At 41.1% G+C, this 22,069-nt stretch carries 27 protein-coding genes and 1 pseudogene; 5 read left to right on the top strand and 23 right to left on the bottom strand.

Features of this window, described 5'->3' with window-relative positions; genetic code table 11:
* Positions 1-36 precede the first annotated feature (36 nt).
* Positions 37-453 (bottom strand): HIT family protein, encoded by a 417-nt coding sequence (locus tag KFE17_11470; GenBank protein QUO31471.1) that lies wholly within the window; start codon positions 451-453, stop codon positions 37-39.
* Positions 454-580: 127 nt separating this feature from the next.
* Between KFE17_11470 and KFE17_11465 the strand changes: the two genes are divergently transcribed.
* Positions 581-1,363 (top strand): GHKL domain-containing protein, encoded by a 783-nt coding sequence (locus tag KFE17_11465; protein ID QUO31470.1) that lies wholly within the window; start codon positions 581-583, stop codon positions 1,361-1,363.
* On the opposite strand, the pseudogene KFE17_11460 reads toward KFE17_11465, so the two are convergent.
* The 12 genes and pseudogenes from KFE17_11460 to KFE17_11405 all read right to left on the bottom strand — a co-directional run bounded on the left by KFE17_11460 (position 1,256) and on the right by KFE17_11405 (position 10,478).
* Positions 1,256-1,831 (bottom strand): annotated as a pseudogene (locus tag KFE17_11460) (rhomboid family intramembrane serine protease). The gene KFE17_11465 and the pseudogene KFE17_11460 sit on opposite strands and share 108 nt — an antisense overlap.
* A gap of 102 nt (positions 1,832-1,933) precedes the next feature.
* The gene (locus KFE17_11455; GenBank protein ID QUO31469.1) at positions 1,934-2,635 is read right to left on the bottom strand and encodes a hypothetical protein; all 702 of its coding nucleotides are present in this window, start codon (positions 2,633-2,635) and stop codon (positions 1,934-1,936) included.
* 3 nt (positions 2,636-2,638) lie between these two features.
* Positions 2,639-3,073, bottom strand: coding sequence for a pilus assembly protein (locus tag KFE17_11450; GenBank protein QUO31468.1), 435 nt, complete (start codon positions 3,071-3,073; stop codon positions 2,639-2,641).
* The gene (locus KFE17_11445; protein QUO31467.1) at positions 3,070-3,501 is read right to left on the bottom strand and encodes a prepilin peptidase; all 432 of its coding nucleotides are present in this window, start codon (positions 3,499-3,501) and stop codon (positions 3,070-3,072) included. Before KFE17_11445 ends, KFE17_11450 begins: the two co-directional genes overlap by 4 nt.
* Positions 3,489-4,292 (bottom strand): pilus assembly protein, encoded by an 804-nt coding sequence (locus KFE17_11440; protein ID QUO33699.1) that lies wholly within the window; start codon positions 4,290-4,292, stop codon positions 3,489-3,491. Before KFE17_11440 ends, KFE17_11445 begins: the two co-directional genes overlap by 13 nt.
* An 83-nt stretch (positions 4,293-4,375) precedes the next feature.
* On the bottom strand, positions 4,376-5,752 hold the full coding sequence (locus KFE17_11435; GenBank protein ID QUO31466.1) for a hypothetical protein: 1,377 nt from the start codon (positions 5,750-5,752) through the stop codon (positions 4,376-4,378).
* On the bottom strand, positions 5,733-5,915 hold the full coding sequence (locus tag KFE17_11430) for a hypothetical protein (protein ID QUO33698.1): 183 nt from the start codon (positions 5,913-5,915) through the stop codon (positions 5,733-5,735). Before KFE17_11430 ends, KFE17_11435 begins: the two co-directional genes overlap by 20 nt.
* A 44-nt stretch (positions 5,916-5,959) precedes the next feature.
* Entirely contained in the window at positions 5,960-7,210 is a 1,251-nt protein-coding gene (locus KFE17_11425; GenBank protein QUO31465.1) for a type II secretion system F family protein, read from the bottom strand.
* Between the two features lie 8 nt (positions 7,211-7,218).
* A complete protein-coding gene (locus tag KFE17_11420; GenBank protein QUO31464.1) occupies positions 7,219-7,974 on the bottom strand; it encodes a type II secretion system F family protein in 756 nt (251 codons plus the stop codon).
* Positions 7,928-9,049, bottom strand: coding sequence for a CpaF family protein (locus tag KFE17_11415; GenBank protein ID QUO33697.1), 1,122 nt, complete (start codon positions 9,047-9,049; stop codon positions 7,928-7,930). Before KFE17_11415 ends, KFE17_11420 begins: the two co-directional genes overlap by 47 nt.
* A 123-nt stretch (positions 9,050-9,172) precedes the next feature.
* Positions 9,173-10,072, bottom strand: coding sequence for a hypothetical protein (locus tag KFE17_11410; protein QUO31463.1), 900 nt, complete (start codon positions 10,070-10,072; stop codon positions 9,173-9,175).
* Positions 10,073-10,265: 193 nt separating this feature from the next.
* Positions 10,266-10,478, bottom strand: coding sequence for a pro-sigmaK processing inhibitor BofA family protein (locus KFE17_11405; protein ID QUO31462.1), 213 nt, complete (start codon positions 10,476-10,478; stop codon positions 10,266-10,268).
* Between the two features lie 108 nt (positions 10,479-10,586).
* Here KFE17_11405 and KFE17_11400 point away from each other — a divergent pair, with 108 nt between their 5' ends.
* The gene (locus tag KFE17_11400) at positions 10,587-10,793 is read left to right on the top strand and encodes a YaaL family protein (GenBank protein ID QUO31461.1); all 207 of its coding nucleotides are present in this window, start codon (positions 10,587-10,589) and stop codon (positions 10,791-10,793) included.
* A 74-nt stretch (positions 10,794-10,867) separates the two neighbouring features.
* On the opposite strand, the gene KFE17_11395 is transcribed toward KFE17_11400, so the two are convergent.
* From KFE17_11395 to KFE17_11370, 6 genes are all read right to left on the bottom strand, one after another.
* Positions 10,868-11,353, bottom strand: a complete 486-nt coding sequence (locus tag KFE17_11395) for a dCMP deaminase family protein (protein QUO31460.1) — start codon at positions 11,351-11,353, stop codon at positions 10,868-10,870.
* Positions 11,354-11,367: 14 nt separating this feature from the next.
* Entirely contained in the window at positions 11,368-11,997 is a 630-nt protein-coding gene (gene upp / locus KFE17_11390) for a uracil phosphoribosyltransferase (protein QUO31459.1), read from the bottom strand.
* Between the two features lie 48 nt (positions 11,998-12,045).
* Positions 12,046-12,471: a ribose 5-phosphate isomerase B gene (gene rpiB / locus KFE17_11385; GenBank protein ID QUO31458.1), complete on the bottom strand. Its 426-nt coding sequence runs from the start codon at positions 12,469-12,471 to the stop codon at positions 12,046-12,048.
* The gene (locus KFE17_11380; protein QUO31457.1) at positions 12,468-13,991 is read right to left on the bottom strand and encodes a threonylcarbamoyl-AMP synthase; all 1,524 of its coding nucleotides are present in this window, start codon (positions 13,989-13,991) and stop codon (positions 12,468-12,470) included. Before KFE17_11380 ends, rpiB begins: the two co-directional genes overlap by 4 nt.
* Positions 13,992-14,013: 22 nt before the next feature.
* Entirely contained in the window at positions 14,014-14,706 is a 693-nt protein-coding gene (locus KFE17_11375; protein ID QUO31456.1) for an N-acetylmuramoyl-L-alanine amidase, read from the bottom strand.
* A 169-nt stretch (positions 14,707-14,875) separates the two neighbouring features.
* Entirely contained in the window at positions 14,876-15,349 is a 474-nt protein-coding gene (locus tag KFE17_11370; GenBank protein ID QUO31455.1) for a sporulation initiation factor Spo0A C-terminal domain-containing protein, read from the bottom strand.
* A gap of 221 nt (positions 15,350-15,570) precedes the next feature.
* On the opposite strand from KFE17_11370, the gene KFE17_11365 reads away from it, so the two are divergent.
* Both KFE17_11365 and KFE17_11360 read left to right on the top strand, forming a co-directional pair.
* On the top strand, positions 15,571-15,942 hold the full coding sequence (locus KFE17_11365; protein QUO31454.1) for a helix-turn-helix domain-containing protein: 372 nt from the start codon (positions 15,571-15,573) through the stop codon (positions 15,940-15,942).
* Between the two features lie 143 nt (positions 15,943-16,085).
* On the top strand, positions 16,086-16,847 hold the full coding sequence (locus KFE17_11360) for a helix-turn-helix transcriptional regulator (GenBank protein ID QUO31453.1): 762 nt from the start codon (positions 16,086-16,088) through the stop codon (positions 16,845-16,847).
* A gap of 140 nt (positions 16,848-16,987) precedes the next feature.
* On the opposite strand, the gene KFE17_11355 is transcribed toward KFE17_11360, so the two are convergent.
* Together KFE17_11355 and KFE17_11350 are read right to left on the bottom strand one after the other, a co-directional pair.
* Positions 16,988-18,940 (bottom strand): SH3 domain-containing protein, encoded by a 1,953-nt coding sequence (locus KFE17_11355; protein QUO31452.1) that lies wholly within the window; start codon positions 18,938-18,940, stop codon positions 16,988-16,990.
* Between the two features lie 119 nt (positions 18,941-19,059).
* Positions 19,060-19,269, bottom strand: a complete 210-nt coding sequence (locus tag KFE17_11350) for a hypothetical protein (protein ID QUO31451.1) — start codon at positions 19,267-19,269, stop codon at positions 19,060-19,062.
* 472 nt (positions 19,270-19,741) lie between these two features.
* Here KFE17_11350 and KFE17_11345 point away from each other — a divergent pair, with 472 nt between their 5' ends.
* On the top strand, positions 19,742-20,452 hold the full coding sequence (locus KFE17_11345; protein ID QUO31450.1) for an adaptor protein MecA: 711 nt from the start codon (positions 19,742-19,744) through the stop codon (positions 20,450-20,452).
* Between the two features lie 58 nt (positions 20,453-20,510).
* Here the strand turns inward: KFE17_11345 and KFE17_11340 are convergent, their stop codons facing one another.
* Together KFE17_11340 and KFE17_11335 are read right to left on the bottom strand one after the other, a co-directional pair.
* A complete protein-coding gene (locus KFE17_11340; GenBank protein ID QUO31449.1) occupies positions 20,511-20,720 on the bottom strand; it encodes a DUF1858 domain-containing protein in 210 nt (69 codons plus the stop codon).
* Positions 20,721-21,221: 501 nt separating this feature from the next.
* Positions 21,222-22,022 (bottom strand): C40 family peptidase, encoded by an 801-nt coding sequence (locus KFE17_11335; GenBank protein QUO33696.1) that lies wholly within the window; start codon positions 22,020-22,022, stop codon positions 21,222-21,224.
* Between the last annotated feature and the right edge of the window lie 47 nt (positions 22,023-22,069).

Genomic DNA, 22,069 nt, shown 5'->3' with positions numbered 1-22,069 from the left:
CTCATTCTCAGGTTCTTATCCTTTGTATTGATTATGCTATATCGTCTCGTGAAATTTTGTTAATATCTCTTCTTTATCCTCATCTGTCAGTTTACCCATATTCCAACCCAGTCCTACCTGATCGTCTTTATAACGCGGGATCAGATGCAGATGGAAATGATGAACTGTCTGACCGGCTGCTTCTCCATTATTCTGGACAAGATTATAACCATCGCATCCAAGCGCCTTTGTCATTCTTGTAATCATCTTTTTTGCAAGTACAAGCACTTTTGATGCAGTCTCGTCATCCAGCTCATATAAATTATCATAATGTTCTTTTGGAAGAATCAGTGCATGTCCTTTTGATGCCGGTCCGAGATCAAGAATTACCCGGAAATCATTATCCTCATATAATGTTGCAGTCGGGATTTCACCATTCGCCAATTTACAAAAAATACAATCATCTTTTTTCATTTTTCAACACCTCATTTGCTATTATAACTTACTATTCTTGCGGAATTTGTCACAATTTGTTTCTTGATTTTATTTGTATAATTATTTACCCAGTGCTAGACTTGTCATATAGAAAGGTGGGATAAATATGATAACAAATACTTTTTTAAATACGATGGATGACAACTCATTTTCTTTAAGTCAGATGACTCACGAACTGCGAAATCCTCTGACAATCATCTACAGCACACTGCAGCTTATCGAACAGCAGCACCCGGAAGTGGCATCTTATACTCACTGGGACTCTTTATTCGATGATGTAGAATTTATGATAGAACTTCTTACGAGACTATCCGCTTACGGACACGGTGCCGCACCTTCATTTGAAACAATACATACAACACCATTCCTTCAGCACACTGCTCTTTCTTTTGCAGCATCAATCTCTTCTTCAGATATTGAATTCACATCTTATATTGCGCCGGAACTACCAGACCTGGTGGGTGATCCGACCTTACTGAAAGAAGTTTTGATTAATCTGCTAAAAAATGCTTCTGAGGCCATCGATCCGGAACATAAAGGCGATATCACCGGCTCTATTCACCTCAAAGCATTCATGCGCTGCGGAAAACTCCATATTACCATTTCCGATTCAGGATGTGGCATTGCCCCTGAACAGATTGACCGCATTTTTGATCCCTTTGTCAGTTTCAAAAAAGGCGGCTCCGGAATCGGACTTGCAATTGTAAAACGAATCGTCAATTCGCATATGGGTACACTAGATCTGACTTCCAATATCGGATACGGAACTACCTTTTCGGTAATTCTTCCGGTAAAAAAATATGGAACTGATAAATCCACATATAAGACCTCCGATATGAGCCATAACATCAATCCCGGCAGTTGTAAACCCATAATAAGATGTAACTAAAATCATGACAAGGATTCCTTTCCAGGTCAGACTTCCGATCCTGCCTCCATTGCGTATTGCAATATAAAGGAGAGCGCCTACCATACCGAAAATGGCTCCGGATGCACCGGCAGAAACTGCATAATCAGCGGTTTGTATCTCACTCAGCATAGAGAACAGATTGCCGCCGATTCCACTAAGCATGTAAATACACAAAAATCTTAGTTTTCCTGTTTCAAACTCAACTTGAGAACCAAGAACAAAAAGCATAAACATGTTATTTACCAGATGATGAAATCCAAAATGCAGAAACATACTTGTAATAATTCTATAGTACTGCCCGCTCTCAAAAAGAGGAACGTACATAGCCCCTGCTTTCAGCATCCATGCGCCGTTTTCGGTATTTCCAATACATTCCAGTACAAGAAATACAGCGATATTAATTGCTGCAATCCCTATCGTCATCCATGCCTTTTTCCCTGTTGTCATGCCGGCTTCCTTTCTAATGTTTACCAATTTTAGTACTTGAGTCTATTATAGTATAGTTTAAATTTCACTACAATCCTTATTTTCTCAATTTTTCCAGAGTTTTTAATAAGTTTCAGTATCTCGAAGCCGCTTTCTTCCAAATAGTCCCGTCAATTTACCAAAAGGTGTTTTTGCTTCTCTGAGTATTCCGATTCCCATTCCTTCTTCCTCAATAATATCTTCATATCTAAAAATTTCTTCTGCTTCACTTTCTTCCTTTTCCTGCTCCCCCATCATCCGATATGCCTGTTCTAACGCTCTATCCATACAATAGTTTTCCGCCGTTGTAATTCTATGTAATTCATAGGCGAGACAAATTCCTGTCTTGTCTTCACAATCTACCTGACGGATTAAGTACTCGGAAAACTCACGAAACGCCTGATGAAGATTCCCTGTATGAAGCGGATAATAGCAGAATAAAAATCTGTGCTTTTCATAAAAGATAAATTCCGGTTCCAATATGATTCTATCCGGATCAAGCATAAATGCCTCCAAACATTTTATCGTTTCTGTCAGCTGTATTATAAGACTGCAAATCTCATCAAACTGTATTCCTGTTTTCTCATAAAGAGCGCGAATAGATATCTTTCCACTGATATCATACTTATACTGTGTTTTTGTCCCTACTCCCTGTACTATGATCGGCAAAATTCCTTCCGGTCGATTTTCCTCAAGCATATAAACCTGATAATCTTTCTCTCTGATTCCTGCCACTTCCAAAATCAACTGTGTTCGATTTAATTCTCTTCTGTAAGATATATCCATAGTCTACTCCCCCACTTCTCTAAAATGTCTAACTCTGCGAACTTCCCGTTCCGGAATAGTGATATTCATAACCGCATCTGCCCGAATGCGCATTCGTCTTTTATATGCAGCTGCATTTACCGCTACCTTTTCCTCTTCACATACAATTTCTACCGTTGCTGCAGAAAAATAAATCATTTTCCCACGAATCCGCTCCTGCAAATGTCCAGCCAGCTCTTCTGTCTCCGGAGGCGTTAAAAGCCTCATTCTCTCACTGGCAATGCTTGCTGTTTCAATCACTGCACTTTGCAGAATGTGTTTATCGTGAAAGAAAAAAGAAAGGTACACCGCGCTGACAATTACCAGAAAAACTACAGGAAATATTGCTGCTGTTTCGACCGTAAAGCTTGCTCTCAAATTATATTTATCACACATTTCTATATCTGTTCTATATTTCAAATCAAGATCACCCCTAAACATCCCACTGCAAGAAACGGAACAAACGCAAGACGCTTTTTCTTATCCCAGTGCAGAAATGACATACCAAATATTGCTGCACATGCCATACCAAATAAAGCAATCATACAAATATATACTGTTTTCCACAAACCAAATACCACCCCAAGAATCAATACAATCCATCCATCTCCGTATCCAACACCTTCTCTCGTCATACAACTAAGAATGAGAAATAATACTCCAGGAATCGTTCCGGATATGAAAACCGGAAATGATATATTGCCACCGACTCTTGCAATCACTGCCAGAACGGTAAGCGCTCCCAAAAGTAATTTGGGAAGACGATGCTGTTTCCAATCAAGCATGCCAAGCCCGATCATTAATATTACAGCAATTGTTTCAACAGACCGCGCTCCTATCGTGAACATTTTGAGCACGCCCCCTTTCCTCTGACTTCACTTTTTTCTACCGCATATACTGTTCTCTGAAGTTTACTGCACGCTGCTGAAGTATGATAACGGTCTCCTGTGTCCGTAATATAATAATGGCCGGTATGAGCTGCATTTCCACAAGAATGACACGGATAGTATTTTCCCCCGCTGCTATTTCGAAGTTCTTCTACACTATTTGCCGAAACCTGCCGTACGGATGGTTCCAGATAAGTACAATGCGGATTCTTATGGTACACAATCCCTGTTTCTGCCACATAGACAATTTCCGTCGGCAGTATTCCTTCAAGTCCTCCGCCCTGATATCCTGTCCATGCTTTTACCCGTATTTTTTCTTCACAGCGAACAGGCGGAATCCTCATAACCGGAATCGGCAGACGTACTTCATACACTGCTTTTAGATAAACAATTCCATCTGCCATAGAATACCAGGAACCATGACAATCAATTCCTGACGCACCGCCGCTGATTAGACTATTGTCCAGCCGTTCCCTTCCTGCGCTTTCTCTTACCCCCTCTTCGACTTTTGAAGTAATAACTGCCGGTATCCCATAGACCTGCTCTGCTGCTTCTTTTCCTGCTGAACGCAAGCCTTCCTTTACCGATACCTGCAGCGTCATTATTTCAATAAGATACAGCAGACATACAAGCGCCAGAAAGAAAAATGGTACAATTAATGCCGTTTCAAGCGTGATGCTTCCCGGCAAAGAGGCAAATATAGATGCCTTTTTCACAGATTTGTGGGAAGATTTCCTCTTAGTCAGAGATATGTCGGCGTCTTTCTCCTTTCTTAATATTATTTTATTTTGTTTGCGTAAATATATGGATGAAAAAGGCATCCATATTCACCTCCTTACCGATACTCATAACATGTTTTAAACTGATAGCTGATCCCTCGCCGAAATGTACATGTTGTACGCATCTCTATTTTATTTACAGATTTGTCTGCCCGAAAATAATCCATTCCTTCCTGCTTCCTCAGATTTATTTCCAACATATCAATCGCGCGCATCCTCATTGTTTCTTTTGCTGTTACTGCGTAAAACATCCGCAAGTAATCTTCGTATCTGATTCCGCTCTCATCTTTCGTTTCTTCCTGTGTCTGCTCATCCGGAATCAGAATTTCTGAAAATTCTGTCCTCCAACTGCTGTCTGTCTTCCAGAAAACACACTTCTCTCCCGCCATTAATATCCGAAGATCTGCAACTGTTTCTCTGTAAGACCACACAAGCAGCAAGGCATGTTTTAATACCTCTGTCAACTCCGGCATGAGAATTACTGCACTAAGTGCTGCCGCCCATGTCTGTGCTTTCGCGCACCGCTGCGCATCTGACAGAAGAAAACCATAATTTAATGCAAGACGAATTCCCTGTATTTTCCTTAATACTCTGGTAAGATTTTCCCCATCCTCATCTGTTCCTTCCAGAATATACTCCATCTCATACGCCAATCCCTTTCCGCAGTCTTCTCTTTCTGTAACTCCATTATTATAATGACGAAGCATATATTCTCCGAATAAAATATCTGATACCGTTTCATTTCCCAGAACCTGATTTGAAAATTCTCCTCTTCCGCTTAACAGTCTCCGCCCAGTTGGCAGCTCAGACAGGTTTACTCGTTTTTCGGAGATTTGTTTTGACTTTGGAAGAATCTTCTTCAGAAAATCATCATTTCTCATTCGGATAACATCTGTAAACGGGTTTTCTTCAGACGGCAGTGCCTCTTCTACTTCTTCCAATGCCTGATCCAATTCTTCCTCTCTGTCGGTATACTGCTCTTCCTGTTCTTTCCACAACTCTTCCATCTTCGGAATCTGTTCCAAAATACCATGACCAATCTCTGTTTCCATCCAACGGACTGCCTGCTCATAAAACGCCTGTCCGTTATGATCCGTCATCATTTGAATCTTTTCAATTTCATGCTCTGCTTCCATTCCGGCATAATAATTAAGACGGTCACATATTTTTTTCTCTTCATAGGTATCGCTTTCATAACTTCCATCTAATGAGAAAATATGATACAACTCAAATAATTTACTGTGATATTCAGCAAATACCGAATCCATTGCAAGACTGACATCCGCTCTTTTCTCACTCTTCATCCCCTGCAGCGATGCACTCTCTAAAATTCCACCGATAAATGAAAGAAATATAACAAATAGTAAGCTGAGAAACACTGTCATTTCTGCATGTACACTGCCGGATAAACTTTTAAATTCCTGAGCTTTCATTAACGATTTTTTGAAAAATAGAATTCACAATACTTGTCAGCTGTGATTTAAAGATTAGCACAAGACCGATCAGTACCACCAAAATCAACAATACTTCTACAACACCAATCCCACTGTCTTCCTTCAAATTTTCAATGCTTTGTTTCCATCTGATCCATAACATATTCATACACATTCTCCCTTCATTTCAAAAATTTCCCCACATTCCTAGACGCTCATGGAGAAAAATGCCGGCACTACAACTATCAGCAGTACCACTCCAAGCATTAGAAACATTGGCATCAAAAGCTTCGTTCCTGCTTCCTCTCCCTGTTGTTTTGCCTGTCGTTTTCGATCTGCAAATGCAATCGCAGCCTCCGTTCTCAACAACATTCCCATCCCTTTCGCACCTTTTTTCAGATTCTGAGACAGCATTGCGCCAAATTTCATATAAGCTGCAGTTTTGCAGCGCATTCCAAATCTTTCGTAACACTCTTCTTCCGGAATCCCACTTTGCATTTCCCGAAGTGTACAACGCATTTGCCGTATTAATTCTCTATCACTTTGTTCCGAGCTTTCTACAATCATCTTCCACGCCGCTCTCACTGTCATTCCGGCGCCTGTCAGCAGCGTAAACTGATGTAACAACTCCGGATAATCAAGTATCAGCTGTTCTTCCCTCCCCTTTCTCTGTTTTTCTTCCTCCTGGCGTGTCAGCAGTAAAGAAATTGCTGCCGCAATTACTCCAATTCCCAGTACAGGAGCAGACCGCCCTTCTGCCTTCTTCACCCATCTAACCTTTCTTCCCTCTACTTCCTCGGGAAGTTCCAAATATCTTTCGCTTTTTTGATCTCTTCCCGCATCTTCAGCTGCTTTTTTTGCCTTTTTGGCAAATACACTCAGCTTTTCTTTCGGGTATACTGTAACTGTTTTTTCATAAACGGCTTCCTTCTCCTGGCATTTCATATAACCTGTAATCCATACTTGCGTTCCTGTTTCTTCCGGCGAAAGAATATTTCCCTGAAGATCAATTACATCATATCTGCTGAATTCCCAACGGACAGCAATTTCCATCCCCGGCACTTTTGTCGGCAGGACAAGCGGTTTTCTAATTTCTTTTTCGGAATGATTTTCACCAAGAATCACTTGATCCAACGCATCTCTTGCCTTCGGCCACAACTCTTCCAGCTCCTTTTCCGTATATGTCTGAGGTTGTATTTCTATGACAACCTTTTCCCGCTCTCCACCTGCCTCTACATATAACTCCTCTGTTTTCTTTGCACCGCCATAACCATTTCGTTCAATTTTTCCACCATTACTCAAATCTGCCGCTTTTTTATCCACAAAATATAGCCCGACTGCAAGTACTGCTGTGCATAAAAGAATCAATCCTGCCCGGAGGACCTCTTTCCTTCCGATCCAGCGTTCTTTCTGTTGTTCTCTCTGCTTTCGTATATATATTTTTTCTCCCTCCTTCAAAATTCTTTCTAAACTTCAATCTCAATAATCCGCTTTCCCCACAGAAATGCTGACACATATACTGCCAGACACACTGTCATGAATATCATTCCAAAGGCTGTCCCATACAACATTTCCATGAATTGCGGAAAGCACAGTTTCATGTACGCAATCATCCCCGCCGGAATCCCGGACATGACATAAAATTCCATTTTCTTCGCTGCATAAACTACTTCAATTTCTTTCTTCACCTCCATCCGCTCACATAGCTGGCGAATCGCATTCTGCAAAACCTCCACAAGATCTCCTCCATTTCTTCTTGCCAGTACCATTACTGTAGTAAATGCTCTTACATCTTCATGACCGGTCCTCTTCGCCAATCCTTCCAACACCTGCTCTGCCGGAACATTCATTTCTAACTGTCTTCTCATATATTGGAGTTCTCTGTTTATACGACATTGGGATGAATACAATTTATCCAGATCTTTCTGTGCCTGAAGCAGTGCATTTTCCACAGAATATCCAAGTTTTAATGCGTTTGCTACTGACTGCATCATATCTTTTAACTGTATTCCAAACTCTCTCTTTCGTTTTTTCTCTAATTCTTTGCGATAATATACCAAATAGATTACTGTCAACGGCAGGAACAAAAATGCTCCGATTCCGCTTCCGTAACAAAGATATCCGGCTGCTCCTGTAAGTGCTGTTCCCTGCACGATACCTTTTAACACTTCTCTTTTACGAATATCCTGCTGCCAGTAATTTTTCTCTCTGCGTAAGCGCACCGCATTTCACCAACTTTCCACAAATCTTGCCTGAGCTGACAGATTCTTCCACAAATTCATACAACTTATTCACACGAATCCCCTCCTCCGCACAATCAAGTACTTCAACAATCTCCGCCACTTTTCTGCTCTTATCCCTGAATCGGCTCAGATGCACTATGATATCCACGCCGGAGGCAATCTTTCTCTGGATTGCCAGAAGCGGAATGTTGAGTCCGGTCAAAATCATTGTCTCAAGCCGCATCAACATATCCTGTGGACTGTTGGCATGCCCGGTACTCATAGATCCCGGATGCCCTGATGACATTGCTTCAATCATAGAAAATGCTTCAAATTGGCGCACTTCCCCAACTAAGATCCTGTCTGGTCGCATCCGAAGGGCTGATTTAAACAAATCCTGAATCGTAATCTCTCCAATGCCTTCTACATTGGCGTTGCGCGCCTCCAGACGCACAAGATTTCGGATTCCCTGTATCTTAAGCTCTGCGTTATCTTCAATTGTAATAACTCGCTCATCTTCTGGAATAAACTCTGACAATGCATTTAGAAATGTGGTTTTCCCGCTTCCGGTTCCTCCACTAATAAAGATGTTATACTTTGATTTAACAAGAAGTTTTAAGAATTCTGCTGTTTCTTCATCAAGAGCGCCCCAACACACAAGCTGCTGCATGGTTACTGCCTCTTTTGGAAATTTTCTTATTGTAACAATCGGTCCATTCAAAGCGGTAGGACTTAATACGACATTTACTCTGGAGCCATCCGGCAGCCTGGCATCCACAATAGGCGATGCTTCATTGACAATCCGGTTCGCTCCGGCTACAATCTGCTGAATGACATCCTCCAATTTCTTTTTCGAATAGAAATGTCTCTCTGCCTCATAAAGCTGTCCGTGTTTTTCCACAAAAATCTTCTCTGTACCGTTAATCATAATCTCTGTTACTTCTTCATCTTCCAGAAACTCCTGGATGATATCCAATTTCCGAAAGGTATTAAACAATTCTTTTCCGATAGACGCCTTTTCTTTCAGTGGAATAAATTCCCGGCTGGAATGCAATTCTAATATCTCACGGATCATTTCTGCCAGCGTATCATCTTCCACTTCTTTCGACAGATCTATCTCACTCAAAATCTCTTCCTGGATTTCTTCTATCCATACATTTCTTTTCCTCTGTTCCACGCTTCTCCTTCCTTGCCGGTTTTATTCTTCCGCAAACCGGATTCGTTCCAACAGATGCGCTTTTCCCATCTGCCGCATATTCGTCTGAAACTGTAATATCCGTTCTTCTTCCTCTTCATCTGATGCATTTTGCATATAAATTTCCTCACAAAGTTCCAACATCGGAAGAAGCCCCTGCACACATTCCGCAAGATCAAGAAGAATTACTTCAAACTTACTTTCAGAGCAGATTTGTCCAAGCAGCATCTCCCACTCTTCCCAGGATACCATTTTCAAATCTTCTCCATTTTCCATTGGCAGTACCACTGACATTCCGTCTATATGACGACATATCGTCCCTGCCCGAATCCCTGTCCTTTGATCGCCTTGCCGAATGTAATAAATAAGTTCCGATAGCCCTCTGTAGTTTTCTCCTTCCTGATACCATCCTGAATAAGGCTGAAAATTAAGATAAAGCACTTCTTTTTTTCTGGCAATCTCTTTTCCAAGCGCCAAAGCCATTCTCGTCTGTGCCGTACTCTGCACCGGAGAATAGAAACCGATTATACGTCGTTCTTTACTGACAAGCCGAAATAATGATGCCTCCTGCCGTTCAAGACACTTTTCCAGAATTTCCTGCAAAATATCTTCCGCCGGCTGATACTTCCTGACGGCTGTTTCTCTGTCCGCAAGATTGCATCCCCCTTCCCCAACTAGAACAAAGCAGTGATCACAGGCAATCTTCTCTCGCTCTCTTACAGGAAATGTCTCGCCGATCAACAAGATATAGATTCTCCGTCTTTTCAAAAACTCCACTGCCTCTTCTACAGAAGAAAGCCACCGAACTTGCACATAGAATTCTGCATGTGCCTGCACCCGCTCCATAAAACGGATTCCATACTCCCGTTCGCTGTCGCAGATTACAAAATTTTTCTCCTCCAAGCATGTCCTCCTTTCTTTTTTGTATTCGCGTAATCTGGAAATTCTTACTGAAACATAAAGACTTAAAAATAGATAAATGAACTTAGATAAAATAGATAAATAAGAATTTTAGAAATTACTTGTAGGCATATTATAGCACAAGAAAATTTCTTGTCCATAATCTTTTCACAGTTTCTTCAACTTTGTGAAAGTCTCACAAAATTTGATAGAACAAAATCGCATAAAGGAGCGCAACCCCAGGAATTCCAAGGATTGCGGATGTCAAAAGCGACACCGGATTCATACCGACCGCAACCGGAATCTGCTGAGATTCCAAATATAAATTTAATCCATAAATCACTGCCATACCCACAATTGCCCGCACTATGAAATGTACTGCTATCGAAAACCCTCGTCTCTCTGACATAATTTTGCCACCTGTTTCTTTCTTGATTTATGTATATGTGAAGTATTGGTATTTTATACACATTTTGGCACATACTACAGTTACAAATACCTACAGAAAGGAGCTGTCATGGGAATTTTTCATAAAAAGCAGACAATTCCGCCAGATCAGAAGCTTCTCTTTGATGAAATCAATAAAGCAAAAACGCAAATGGAACTGGCACACATTAATTTTCAATCTGCCCTTGATCCCGATCTTATCGACTACTATATTTACGAGGGAAATGCCGCCTGGAAACGATATTGCTTTCTGCTGCGACAGGCCCGGCTGCAATAATGAAAATCTCCCGAAATGGAGAAAATGTCTTTCTAGTACAGACATTTCCCCACTTGGGAGATTTTTTAATAAACTTATACCTGAATCTTAATTTCTCTTCCGCTGCGTTCATAAGCACGAATCTTTACGCCTGCCGCACGCATCATTCGCTTGGAACCGATGACTGACGGTGTATCGGCATATTTATCACAGTCATAAATTACTTCTTTGATTCCGCTCTGAATAATCGCTTTCGCACATTCATTACACGGAAACAGCGATACATACAGCTTAGATCCTGCCAGACTTCCTCCGGTATAATTCAGAATTGCATTCAATTCGCTGTGTGTCGTGTACAGATATTTTGTTTGAAGCGGATCTTCCCCTTCTCTGTCCCACGGAAATTCATCATCCGAGCACCCCATAGGAAATCCGTTATAACCAACTGATAAAATACGATTCTCCTGACTTACAATACAGCATCCCACCTGAGTATTCGGATCTTTTGAACGCATACTGGACATCTTCGCAATTCCCATGAAATACTCGTCCCAGGAAATATAGTCGCTACGTTTTGGCATTTCTGCCACCTCCATTATTTTGTTCCGAAAATACGGTCTCCTGCATCTCCAAGTCCCGGCACAATATAGCCGTGATCATTTAATTTCTCATCCAGCGCTCCAATATAAATGTCCACGTCAGGATGACATTCCTGCATCTTTTTCACACCTTCCGGAGCGGCAATAATACACATAAAATGAATATTTCTCACACCTTTATCCTTCAGCATCTGAATGGCAGCAACGCTTGAGCCCCCTGTGGCAAGCATCGGATCTACTACAAATACTTCTCTCTCCTGACAATCTGCCGGAAGTTTACAATAATATTCCACCGGTTCTAATGTCTCCGGATCTCTGTAAAGTCCAATATGTCCAATTTTAGCTGCCGGAATCATAGAAAGCATCCCGTCCACCATTCCGAGTCCTGCTCTTAAAATCGGTACAACCGCCAGTTTCTTTCCGGATAATTCTTTTACAACCGTCTTGCAGATCGGCGTCTCAATCTCAACGTCCTGAAGCTTCAGATCTCTTGTTGCTTCATAGCACATAAGCATCGCAATTTCACTGATAATTGCACGAAATTCATTCGTTCCGACATTTTTTCTCCTGATCACTCCGATTTTATGCTGAATCAGCGGATGATCCATCACTTGTACTTTTGACATATGCTTCTCCTCTATTCTTTGACCGTTGTCCGGTCTTTCATATCGTTTCTAGTCTTCAATCTGTGAGATTCGTCTTACATGCCGTTCATCATTTGAAAACTCTGTATTTAAAAATGTATCAACGATCTTAACTGCAAGACCAGGTCCAATTACACGTCCGCCCATTGCCAGTACATTTGCATTATTATGCTCTCTCGTTGCCTGCGCTGAAAAGCAATCGGAACAAAGTGCGCAGCGCACTCCTTTGATCTTATTCGCTGCAATAGAAATACCGATTCCTGTTCCGCAGATCAGGATTCCTTTCTCGCATACGCCCTCTGCAACAGCATGTCCTACAAGCTTTCCGTATTCCGGATAATCTACAGATTCTCCATGACATCCAAAGTTCTTATACTCCAGATTATTTGCTTCCAGATATTTGATGACCTCCTGCATCAATTCATATCCACCGTGGTCACATCCAAGTGCTATCATTTTTCTTCTGCCTCCTTATTTAACTTTTCTGCAAGTTTTCCGATCAGATCTGCAAGTTCCTCAAAAGTCTCTCCATAACTTGCAAGGGGCTGTCCGTAAGGTGATATAACATCCCCTTCTCCGCCGGTAAATTCTTTTAATGTATAAATATTCTCACATTTTTCACATTCTGCAAGAATCTTATTTTTTAATTCTTCACTCATTGTCAAAACAAGTGTCTCATCTGTCAGTACCTCTGCATCAAATGCTTCTGCCTGATGATTCTCAAGCGTCAGCTGCTTGCTCTTCATAATCGCTTCCGCTTTCTGATTGGCAGGTTCCGGAAAAAGCACTACCAAGCCTCTGGAACTGATCTCATACTCCTGTTTCAGCGGCTGTGACCGCAAAAGTTCTGCAGCCATTGGTCCACGACTGTTATCGCTGTCACTGACAAAGATAATTTTCCGGAATTTCTGAAGCTTTACAATCTCTGAAGCGGGAATGATCTGATGCCCTGCTGCCTTCATCAGACGATTCATTACTGCTGTTCCTATTCCGTCTGCCTCAAATGCCTCACTGTAGATATACTCCACTTCTTCCTCATCAAATTCTCTGAGAATCCGATACAGGTTCTTTGCTACTGTTGCTTCATTTTCCCGTGTTCCTATCGATTTCACAATTCCATAAGTATAATCTTTCTGTGTCTCATTGGACGCAATAATCCCAACGCCTTTCCCCAGCCGGATCTTGTCGTAAGTAAGCTGCCGGATTGCTTTCACAACATCCGGAATCTCACCTTCCACAATCGTAAGCCTTGCTTTCGGCGCATAGTGGCGATACTTCATTCCCGGCGCCTTCGGTGCCTCCTTACTCTGATCTGAAAGAAGCGTCTGATCAACAGCAACTTCGCCAATCACTTCTTCCAGCATTTCCTTCGTCACAGCTCCCGGACGCAGAATCATCGGCGGAACAACCGTCATATCTACAATTGTAGATTCCACACCAATCTGTACGCTGCCGCCATCAAGAATCATATCAATCTTACCGCTCAGATCATCCGCTACATGAGATGCCTCTGTCGGGCTGGGCCGTCCTGATGTATTTGCACTTGGCGCTGACACATATCCTCCTGCTGCACGAATCAGAGCCCTCGCCGTATCGTTCGCCGGCATCCTCACTGCAACTGTATCGAGACCTCCTGTCGTTCCATACGGCACAATCTCACTCTTCTCAAAGATCATCGTCAGCGGTCCCGGCCAGAAACGCTTCGCCAGACTGTGAGCCGCCGGCGGGATTTCTTTTACGATCTCATCCAGCGCTTCAATATCTGCAATATGAATAATTAAAGGATTATCAGACGGGCGTCCTTTCGCCTCATATGTTTTCCTTGCGGCCTCCTCATCTAAGGCATTCGCTCCGAGACCATAAACAGTCTCTGTCGGAAACGCCACAAGCCCTCCATCCTCTAATATCTCCCCAGCCTGTCGGATTGCTTCTTTCTCTAATTCATTTGTACCTGTTTTCTTAATAATTGTTTCCATAGTCCCCATTATAGCGAATTTCTTAACGCTTGACAAGGGAAATACACTGCTCTATTCCCTCTGCAATCGCTTTCGCAGCCTCATTCTGGTACTCTTCTCCCGAGAGTTTTTCTGCCTCTTCACGATTGCTTAAAAACCCACACTCTACGATGATCGTTGGCACTTCCGTCTTCTTTAGGAGATAATACGTTTCGTTTGCTTTTGCCTCCCGATGGTTTGTTTCATCCAAAGCTTTGAGCGCCGCTTGCATCTGTTTTGCCAGTTCCTCCCCTTTTTTTGAGTGTTTATAATAGAATACCTGCGCCCCTTTTATAGATTCTTCTGTATAACTATTTTGATGAATACTGACCGCAAGTGTCGGTCGTATCTCATTAATCATTCTGACTCGCTCTTTCATATCTTCAATCTTCTTCTGTTTTGATCCTTCCGGAGCAAGCAATCTATCTTCTGTCCGCACCATTTTGCAGGAAATGTTTTTCTCTTTTAAGAGTTTTTCAAGTTTTTTCGCAATTTCAAGATTAATATCTTTCTCCAGCGCCTGATTGATCCCAACCTTACCCGGATCCGTTCCCCCGTGCCCTGCATCGATGATTACATCAACGGAGTCTATTTTTCCGGATGCCTCCTGAGCAATCATCCTGCTTAAACGTCTGCTGAAGATTAACGCTCCAATCATGAGAAGAAGTACGAATGTCAGTTCCAGTTTTCGCTTCATTTCTGCTTCCTTCACAGCTTTTGTTTACATATATATGATAAATAACACACGTTCATTCCCTCAATGCTATTCTGAAATAACAGCAAAGCTGCCAGACAAACACGTTTCTCTGACAGCTTTTATTTATAACCCGCTTTATTAATAATTTTCCACTCTATTATTTTCATTTTTATACTTTCATCATATATCCGCTTTCCACGGAATCCATTAATTTTTGCAGCGCCAATTCTAATTCGTCATGGAATACCTCCATGGCTTCCTGATAAATCTGTTTTTTAATCTCACATGTTACTGCGCTGCACTGATTTCTCTTTGTTGTCTTCTTATACTCCATCTGTAGCCGAAAATACAGACTTCTCAATAAATTCGAATTCTGCGTATTAGCTGTATCCAGGTATTTATCCAGCAGTTCCTGATTTCCTTTTGTCAGCGCGGTCTCAAAAGCATGACGAATCGCTCGTTCCACTCTGGAGGCAGTTGTATTATTCTTTTTAGCAATGTCCATATAAAGAGAGCATATCTTTCCGTCTGGATAATAAGGATCTGTATCAAACAGCTCCACCGCATCACAAATATAAGTCAGTCCTTTCACGCTTGCCGGAATCCCCATTCGCAATAGTATATCCATTGTCGTTTCTCTCATTACTCTACTTCCTTTCTCTTTTTCAAAACAACACTACCATACTGCACCCATTATATGTCCCTATGCAACTTTTGTCAATGTTTTTTGTTTACAACGTAGCACTTATTTGTTGACAACGTATAACTTTTAGATTACTATATACTAGAACTGTTACAGTCATTTTGAATTATATTGTATTTTTAAGTTGATATATCATTTTCTGTAAGAAAGGGTAATTTATCATGAATAAACGAATCAAAGAAATACGGCAAAATGCCGGTATGACACAGCGGGAATTTGCTGACAGAATCGGTGTCTCAAGAAATACAATCGCAGCATACGAAACTGACGCCCGTGTTCCTATTGACGCCATTATTGTTTCGATATGCCGCGAATTTAACGTAAACGAAGACTGGCTTCGCACCGGTCTCGGAAATATGTACGCAGAAGTCAACCCTGATATCCAACTTTCCAAAGCGCTTGGCTCCCTTTTGAGAGAAGAAGCCGGTTCTTTTAAAAAACAGCTTATCCTGTCCCTTCTTGAATTAAATCAAAAAGAATGGGACACTCTTGAAAAGCTTATCACTTCTGTTACTAAAAAATACAATTTATAAACTCTTATTACAGTCTACGGTATAACAGGGATATTGTCAACAATTTATAACAAACTTCTTGTAACTATAATTGATTTTACAAGTTTTTTATAGTATATTTATTTTATAGCATGTAGGTAAAAATGTATAAGGGAGGATTTCTTATGGGAATCGGTGAAAGAATCCGTCAGCGTCGGATGGAATTAAATATATCTCGCAATCAGCTCGCCAATATGGTTCATGTTACACCTTCTGCCATCGCAAATTATGAAAACAGTGTCAGCTATCCAAAACCAGATATTTTTATTGCATTAGCTATCGCACTTGATGTAGATGCCAATTATCTCTTTCGCGATCTGCTGCTTGGAAGCTTTGGTACAAACGGCCGCTGTCTCGAATTAACAAATGAGGAAAAGATTGCAATCACAAAATATCACGAGCTCCCTCCTGCCGGCAAGCATCTTGTCCAAATGGTAATCGACGAAGAACATACCCGCGCCCAGAAAGAAGGCTGGGTAGAATTTCCATGTATGTTTCCGGGCCTTCGCAAGAAAAATTCCGGATTTTTACTTTCAGATTTCCCCCGTGTGATTCGTATTAAACAAAAACATGTCGTGCCTGGTATGGATTTTTGTTTTCAGATACAATTGGATCGATATGCACCTGTATTTAAGAAATATGATATTCTTGCTCTCTCCCGCACACCGGCAGCACACAATGAGATGGGTATTTTTTGCCTGAATGGAATTTATTATATTCGTATGCTTTATCAAACGGAACATACTCGCATTTTATGTTCTCTTAATGTCATTGATTCGGACATTTATGTAACAGAAGAAGATTCCTTTGAATGCATTGGCAAGATTATCGATCATATTTACGGCGATTATGAAATACAGGGCGATACTCCGTCCTCATTCAACTAATTCGTTCTCCTTATCCGATTAAAAATTTTCTCTGCCATTGACTTAAACAAAAAATACTCCCTTCCAGACATTCTCTTTGCTAATCATACTGATCATCTCACAGTTTTGTCCGGAAAGGAGTATTTCCAATTTCTTGAATTTTAATTTACATATTTCAATATTAATTCCCAAATATCCGGAGTTTCATATCCGATTCTCCAGGCGCCGGTTCCCGCCAGTTGATATTCCTTCATCAATTTCAGCTTCTCTTCAAGCGATGCTGCATCTTCAAGCCATATCTTGTATTTCTTTCCATCTGCACCATCCCACTCGGCATAATTCTGTCTCGTAGCTTCATCCCACACAGCTGTAACTCCAGCCGCTGCTACTCTCGCCTGTGCATCTGACATTCCAAGCGTCTCACATTCGATTGCCATCGGATATTTCGCCGCCTCTGTGTCTTTCTGTTCCGCCAGTTCTTCTTCGGTTTTCGGACGTTCAGACCACAATCTTGTATAGAACGGAACGGCATTGATTACTTTCTCCGCCGGAACTTCTTTCAGCGTATTCTCAATTCCTTCCTTCACAAAATCATAGGAAGCTACCGAACCGCTTTCGTAAGAATTGCTTTGATGTTCGTCATATCCCATAATGACCACATAATCAGCAAAAATTCCCTGTTCTTTCCTGTGGTACTGGGCATTATATCCCTGAGGCACATAATTATCTACAGATAATACAAGATTATTCTTTCGGCACTTCACAGATAATTCCCTGATAAACTGAATAAAATGGAATCCGCTTTCTTCTGTATAAATATGCTCAAAATCCACATTAATTCCGTCTACACCGGTCTGAATTGCCGCAGCTATTAACTGATTTGTCAGGTTCTCACGTCTTGAAGTGTAGCTTAGCATCTCTTGAATCTCTTCTGCTGTCGTAAGACCGCCAAACCCATGGTCAAAATCATTAACCATCGCCCACACTTCAATTCCGGACTGATGTGCATAATTCACATATTCCGGACTCGCGATAGAAATCAGATTCCCCATCGTATCCTGCACAGAAAACCATGTCGGAACAAGCGTTGTAAGACCTTTTGTATTCGCGATTGTCTCAAGCACACCGGAATTAGCGCTCTGGTTCGTTACCATATTCCATGCCATATTAATCGTACGGTCTCTTTTGATACTCGTAAACTGCGGTTCTTCAAAAGCACGCGATAACTTCTTTACCTGCTCTTTCTTCAGGCAATTTCCTTTCACATAACCGATATATCCATCATTGGTACGGACTTTTTTCCAATCGCCTTCATTCTCAATAAATGTAACCTTATCCTTCTTACTGAGTTCCGTTAGTACCGGACTTTTCACACCGCCGCGTACGCGAACCTGCGTATCTTTCCGGACAACTGCTTCCTTAATTTCTCCAAATCCTGCTGTAATGACAACACGGTTCGGATTTTGAAACATCTCATAATCAAAATTCGTATACTTTTGTACAAAGTCAAGAGCAATATATGCAGTAGGTCCTTCTGTTTTCAAGATCACATATTCTTCAGCATTCACTGCTGTTCCTACTGTATACTCACTGCTTCCGACTCCCACAGAAACAACATCTGTCGGCAACGTATAAAGTAAAATATTCTCATTCGCATCCCAGTAGAATCGCTCATTCACATAATCTCTGACGGCAGTATACTCAATATACGGTCTGCCATCATAAAGCATTCCCTGCGCTTTCAGATTCTCTGTTCCAACAATGACAGCAAGCTGGTTTTCCTGATTGATTCCATAATATTCTTTCTTATCTGCTTTCTCCTTCGATGGGCCATATCTCAACCAAAATAAAGCTGTTCCAAGGGCTATCACAATCAGGAATAATAATACTCCTACTCGGATGATTGCATTTCGTCTGCGTCTTCTGCGTGAATTCTTTCTCTTTCTTCCTGTATTTGAAGCTCTGCCGGAATTCACTCTTCTCGCATGTTCATTATTCCTCACATCCATCTGCGTCCTGTCTTCCATCCGGCGTCGCGGTCTGACTTCCTGCGAATTTCTCTCGGATGATCGGCGTCTTTCAGGATGATTCTCTGTTCTTCTTTGTTCGTCCATTTAATCCCTCCTGTCAGACCTTATTATAACAATATTTTACTTATTCGTCATTAACTATTTCGACAATTTCTCCTCCTAAAAACAGACAAAGCATCCTCGGGGCATTGAGTTCGATTCTTCTACAATGTGTAAAAGCAAAGTTCACTGATATGTCCGTCGTTATCAAGGATATAATCTCTCATATAGCTCTTTTCTTCCTTTACCATATGGGCTGTTGTAATCTGCATCGGGCTTGCCGGTTTTCCATCCATCATAATCGGAATCCCATATTTCTCATACAGTGACAGTTCTTTAAACAGCTCCTGATATTTGTCCTGATCCACCCCCATAGTATGATCCTTTCTAAAATGATAACGGCTGCCGCTGTAACAGACATTCTCCATAAGGCTTGTGATATATTATTACATGATATGTCTGTTTGCTTATCCGAAGATAGTACTGAATCAAATTAATAAGTAACGTTCTGTTCTAATTACTTTAAGTATTTTCTCTTGATGATTAATTGCCGGAAATGGCATTGAAATAAAACAGATTAAAAATAATAGACAAAATTTCTTTCAGATTCGTTAATGATATGTGAGTTCTAAGTATATCCTCCTTTCTCTGTAGACACAGCCGTAGAATATACTATCTTCTTGTGGAAATTATACGAATTTCTTTCCTCTTTTGCAAGCCTTTTTATCTTTTTTTTCATTAAAATTCCATATATATAACTTTCTGCCGTTTTTCTTTACATTTTTTTATTTTTTGTTTATACTATTAAAAAGTAAGAATATCTTATTGATAGAAGGAAGTGATGCTATGAAAATTGAAAAAATAAACGACAACCAGATACGTTGTACGTTGACTCGAGCAGATCTCGATGACCGCCACCTGAAACTCAGTGAATTGGCATACGGATCTGAAAAAGCAAAATCACTTTTCCAGGATATGATGCAGCAGGCATCCTCTGAATTTGGATTCGAGGCAGATGACATGCCTCTGATGATCGAGGCAATTCCTTCGGCAGATTCCATTGTACTGATAATTACGAAAGTAGAGGACCCAGAAGAACTGGATACCCGGTTCTCTAAGTTTGCTCCTTCTCCGTCTGATACAACAGATGCCAAGAAGCAGGCTGTCCTTGAAAAACTCGAAGGTGCAGAACAGCTCCTTGATATACTAGATAAAGTAAAGAATGCAGTTGCCAAAGTTCCTGAGACACCACCGGCGCCAAAGCCGTCTGTAAGGCTGTTCTCCTTCGGCAATCTTGACAGTGTCATCGAAGCATCCCATTTACTTGCACCGATGTACTATGGAGCCAGTACTTTGTACAAAGATCATAAAAGTGAACTATATCTGCTTGCAGTCACCAAGTCAGATCTCTCTGACACTGATTTCAACCGGATCTGCAACATGCTGACAGAATACGGATCTTTAGAGAAAGCATCCTCTGCATCTCTTGCTTATCTGGAAGAACATTGTGAACTGATCGTATCTGGTATGGCTGTTCAGACATTAGCGGCCATTTAGCAAAAAAAAGAAGCTGTCCCAAAATCTGCGACAGCTTCTTTTTTATATTCTTATCCGACTAAGCATTTGCCTCTAAAAATGCATTGATCTTCTCTTCTAATAACACTGGATCAATACCATGAACCATAGCTGCTTCTTCCAGTGATTCCATCTGAGCAGATGGGCATCCAAGACAGTGCATTCCGATCTCCATAAGGATTGGAGCTACTTCCGGATTCATTCTCAGTAATTCACCGATTGTAATCTCTTTAGAAATTCTAGCTGCCATTTCAACTTCCTCCTTTTCTATTACATAATCCATATTATAATACGGCTTCTATAAATTATCAACTGCGACCAAAAAATTTATTCTTTTACCTTTTTAATTGTCTATACATTTTAATTGAAAATTTTGTCATATTTTGACATCTCAAATGTCAATATCTTTTTCCTTTTTTTTCGACAAAATTCTATTTTTATTATATCTAAACAAAACATCCGTTCTTTTTCTCCCCTAAATAATCCACAAAATCCACATCAAACAGTGTGGATAATGTGGATAAGTAATGTGGATTATAGCTTTTTCCACTATTTTCGGTTTTTTCTATGTGGATAATACGGAAAACCTGTTTTGACAATTTTCTTTCTTTTTTCCTAAAATTTATGCACTTTGTACATTGCTCCTTTACAGTTTTCGACATTTTCTTATTTCCACGCATCTGACAATTTCACAAAAAAAAGAACATCTTGTCGAAGATGCTCTTTCCTTTTCCCTATCATTCGACGTTGTCTACACCAGTCGCCGAATTGTGATAATGTTCGTGTAGGTTGCTGACGAAATTCCAATACCATGTGTTTCATCAATTGCATTAACAATTTGACCATCGCCTATATAAATTCCGACATGTCCTTCATAACAAAATACATCTCCCGGAATCGCCTGTTCAAAGGAAACTTCCACGCCGGCACTTCTCATCTGACTCGATGTTCTTGGCATACTAATTCCAAAATTCGCATACACCGCCTGTACAAAACCTGAACAGTCCGCTCCATTTGTCAAGCTTGTTCCACCCCACACATAAGGATTACCAATAAACTGACAGGCAAAATCAACAACTGCCTGACCTGCAGGTAACTGAGACTGTATCGCTGCTTCCCGGGCGGCTGCTTCTGCTGCCTGAGCTTCTGCAATGGCTGCTGCTTCCGCTTCCCGTGACTGTGCATAGGCAAATACAGTCTCTTCCGGTTTCGCAACCGCTTCTCCCCTTGCAGCCGCTTCACCTATCAGTTCCTCTGCCTTTGCCTGTGCATCATTTCCTGTTAGAAGGAATTCTGACTTCACATATCCTGTCACTCCGCCTGATTCTACCGGAATCCACTCTCCCACAGCTCCCTGGACATGGACAGCACAATCCGGATAAAGTTTACCAACCCATTCACTTTCTTTTGTGGCTTCACTTCTTATATAAAGAAAACTTCCTTCATCTACATTCGTAAAGCCCATATCTAAATACTCACCCTCTTCGGTTGGTGTGACATATTCTTCTGTTTCTATCACTTGACCGGAAGAATCACCGTCATTCAATATCATTGCTGATCCTGTTTTCGGCTCAGCAAGCTTCTCTTCTGTATCTGCCG

Source organism: Faecalicatena sp. Marseille-Q4148 (assembly GCA_018228665.1).
Taxonomy (GTDB): domain Bacteria; phylum Bacillota; class Clostridia; order Lachnospirales; family Lachnospiraceae; genus UBA9414.
This window is presented reverse-complemented; position numbering and strand designations above follow the sequence as displayed.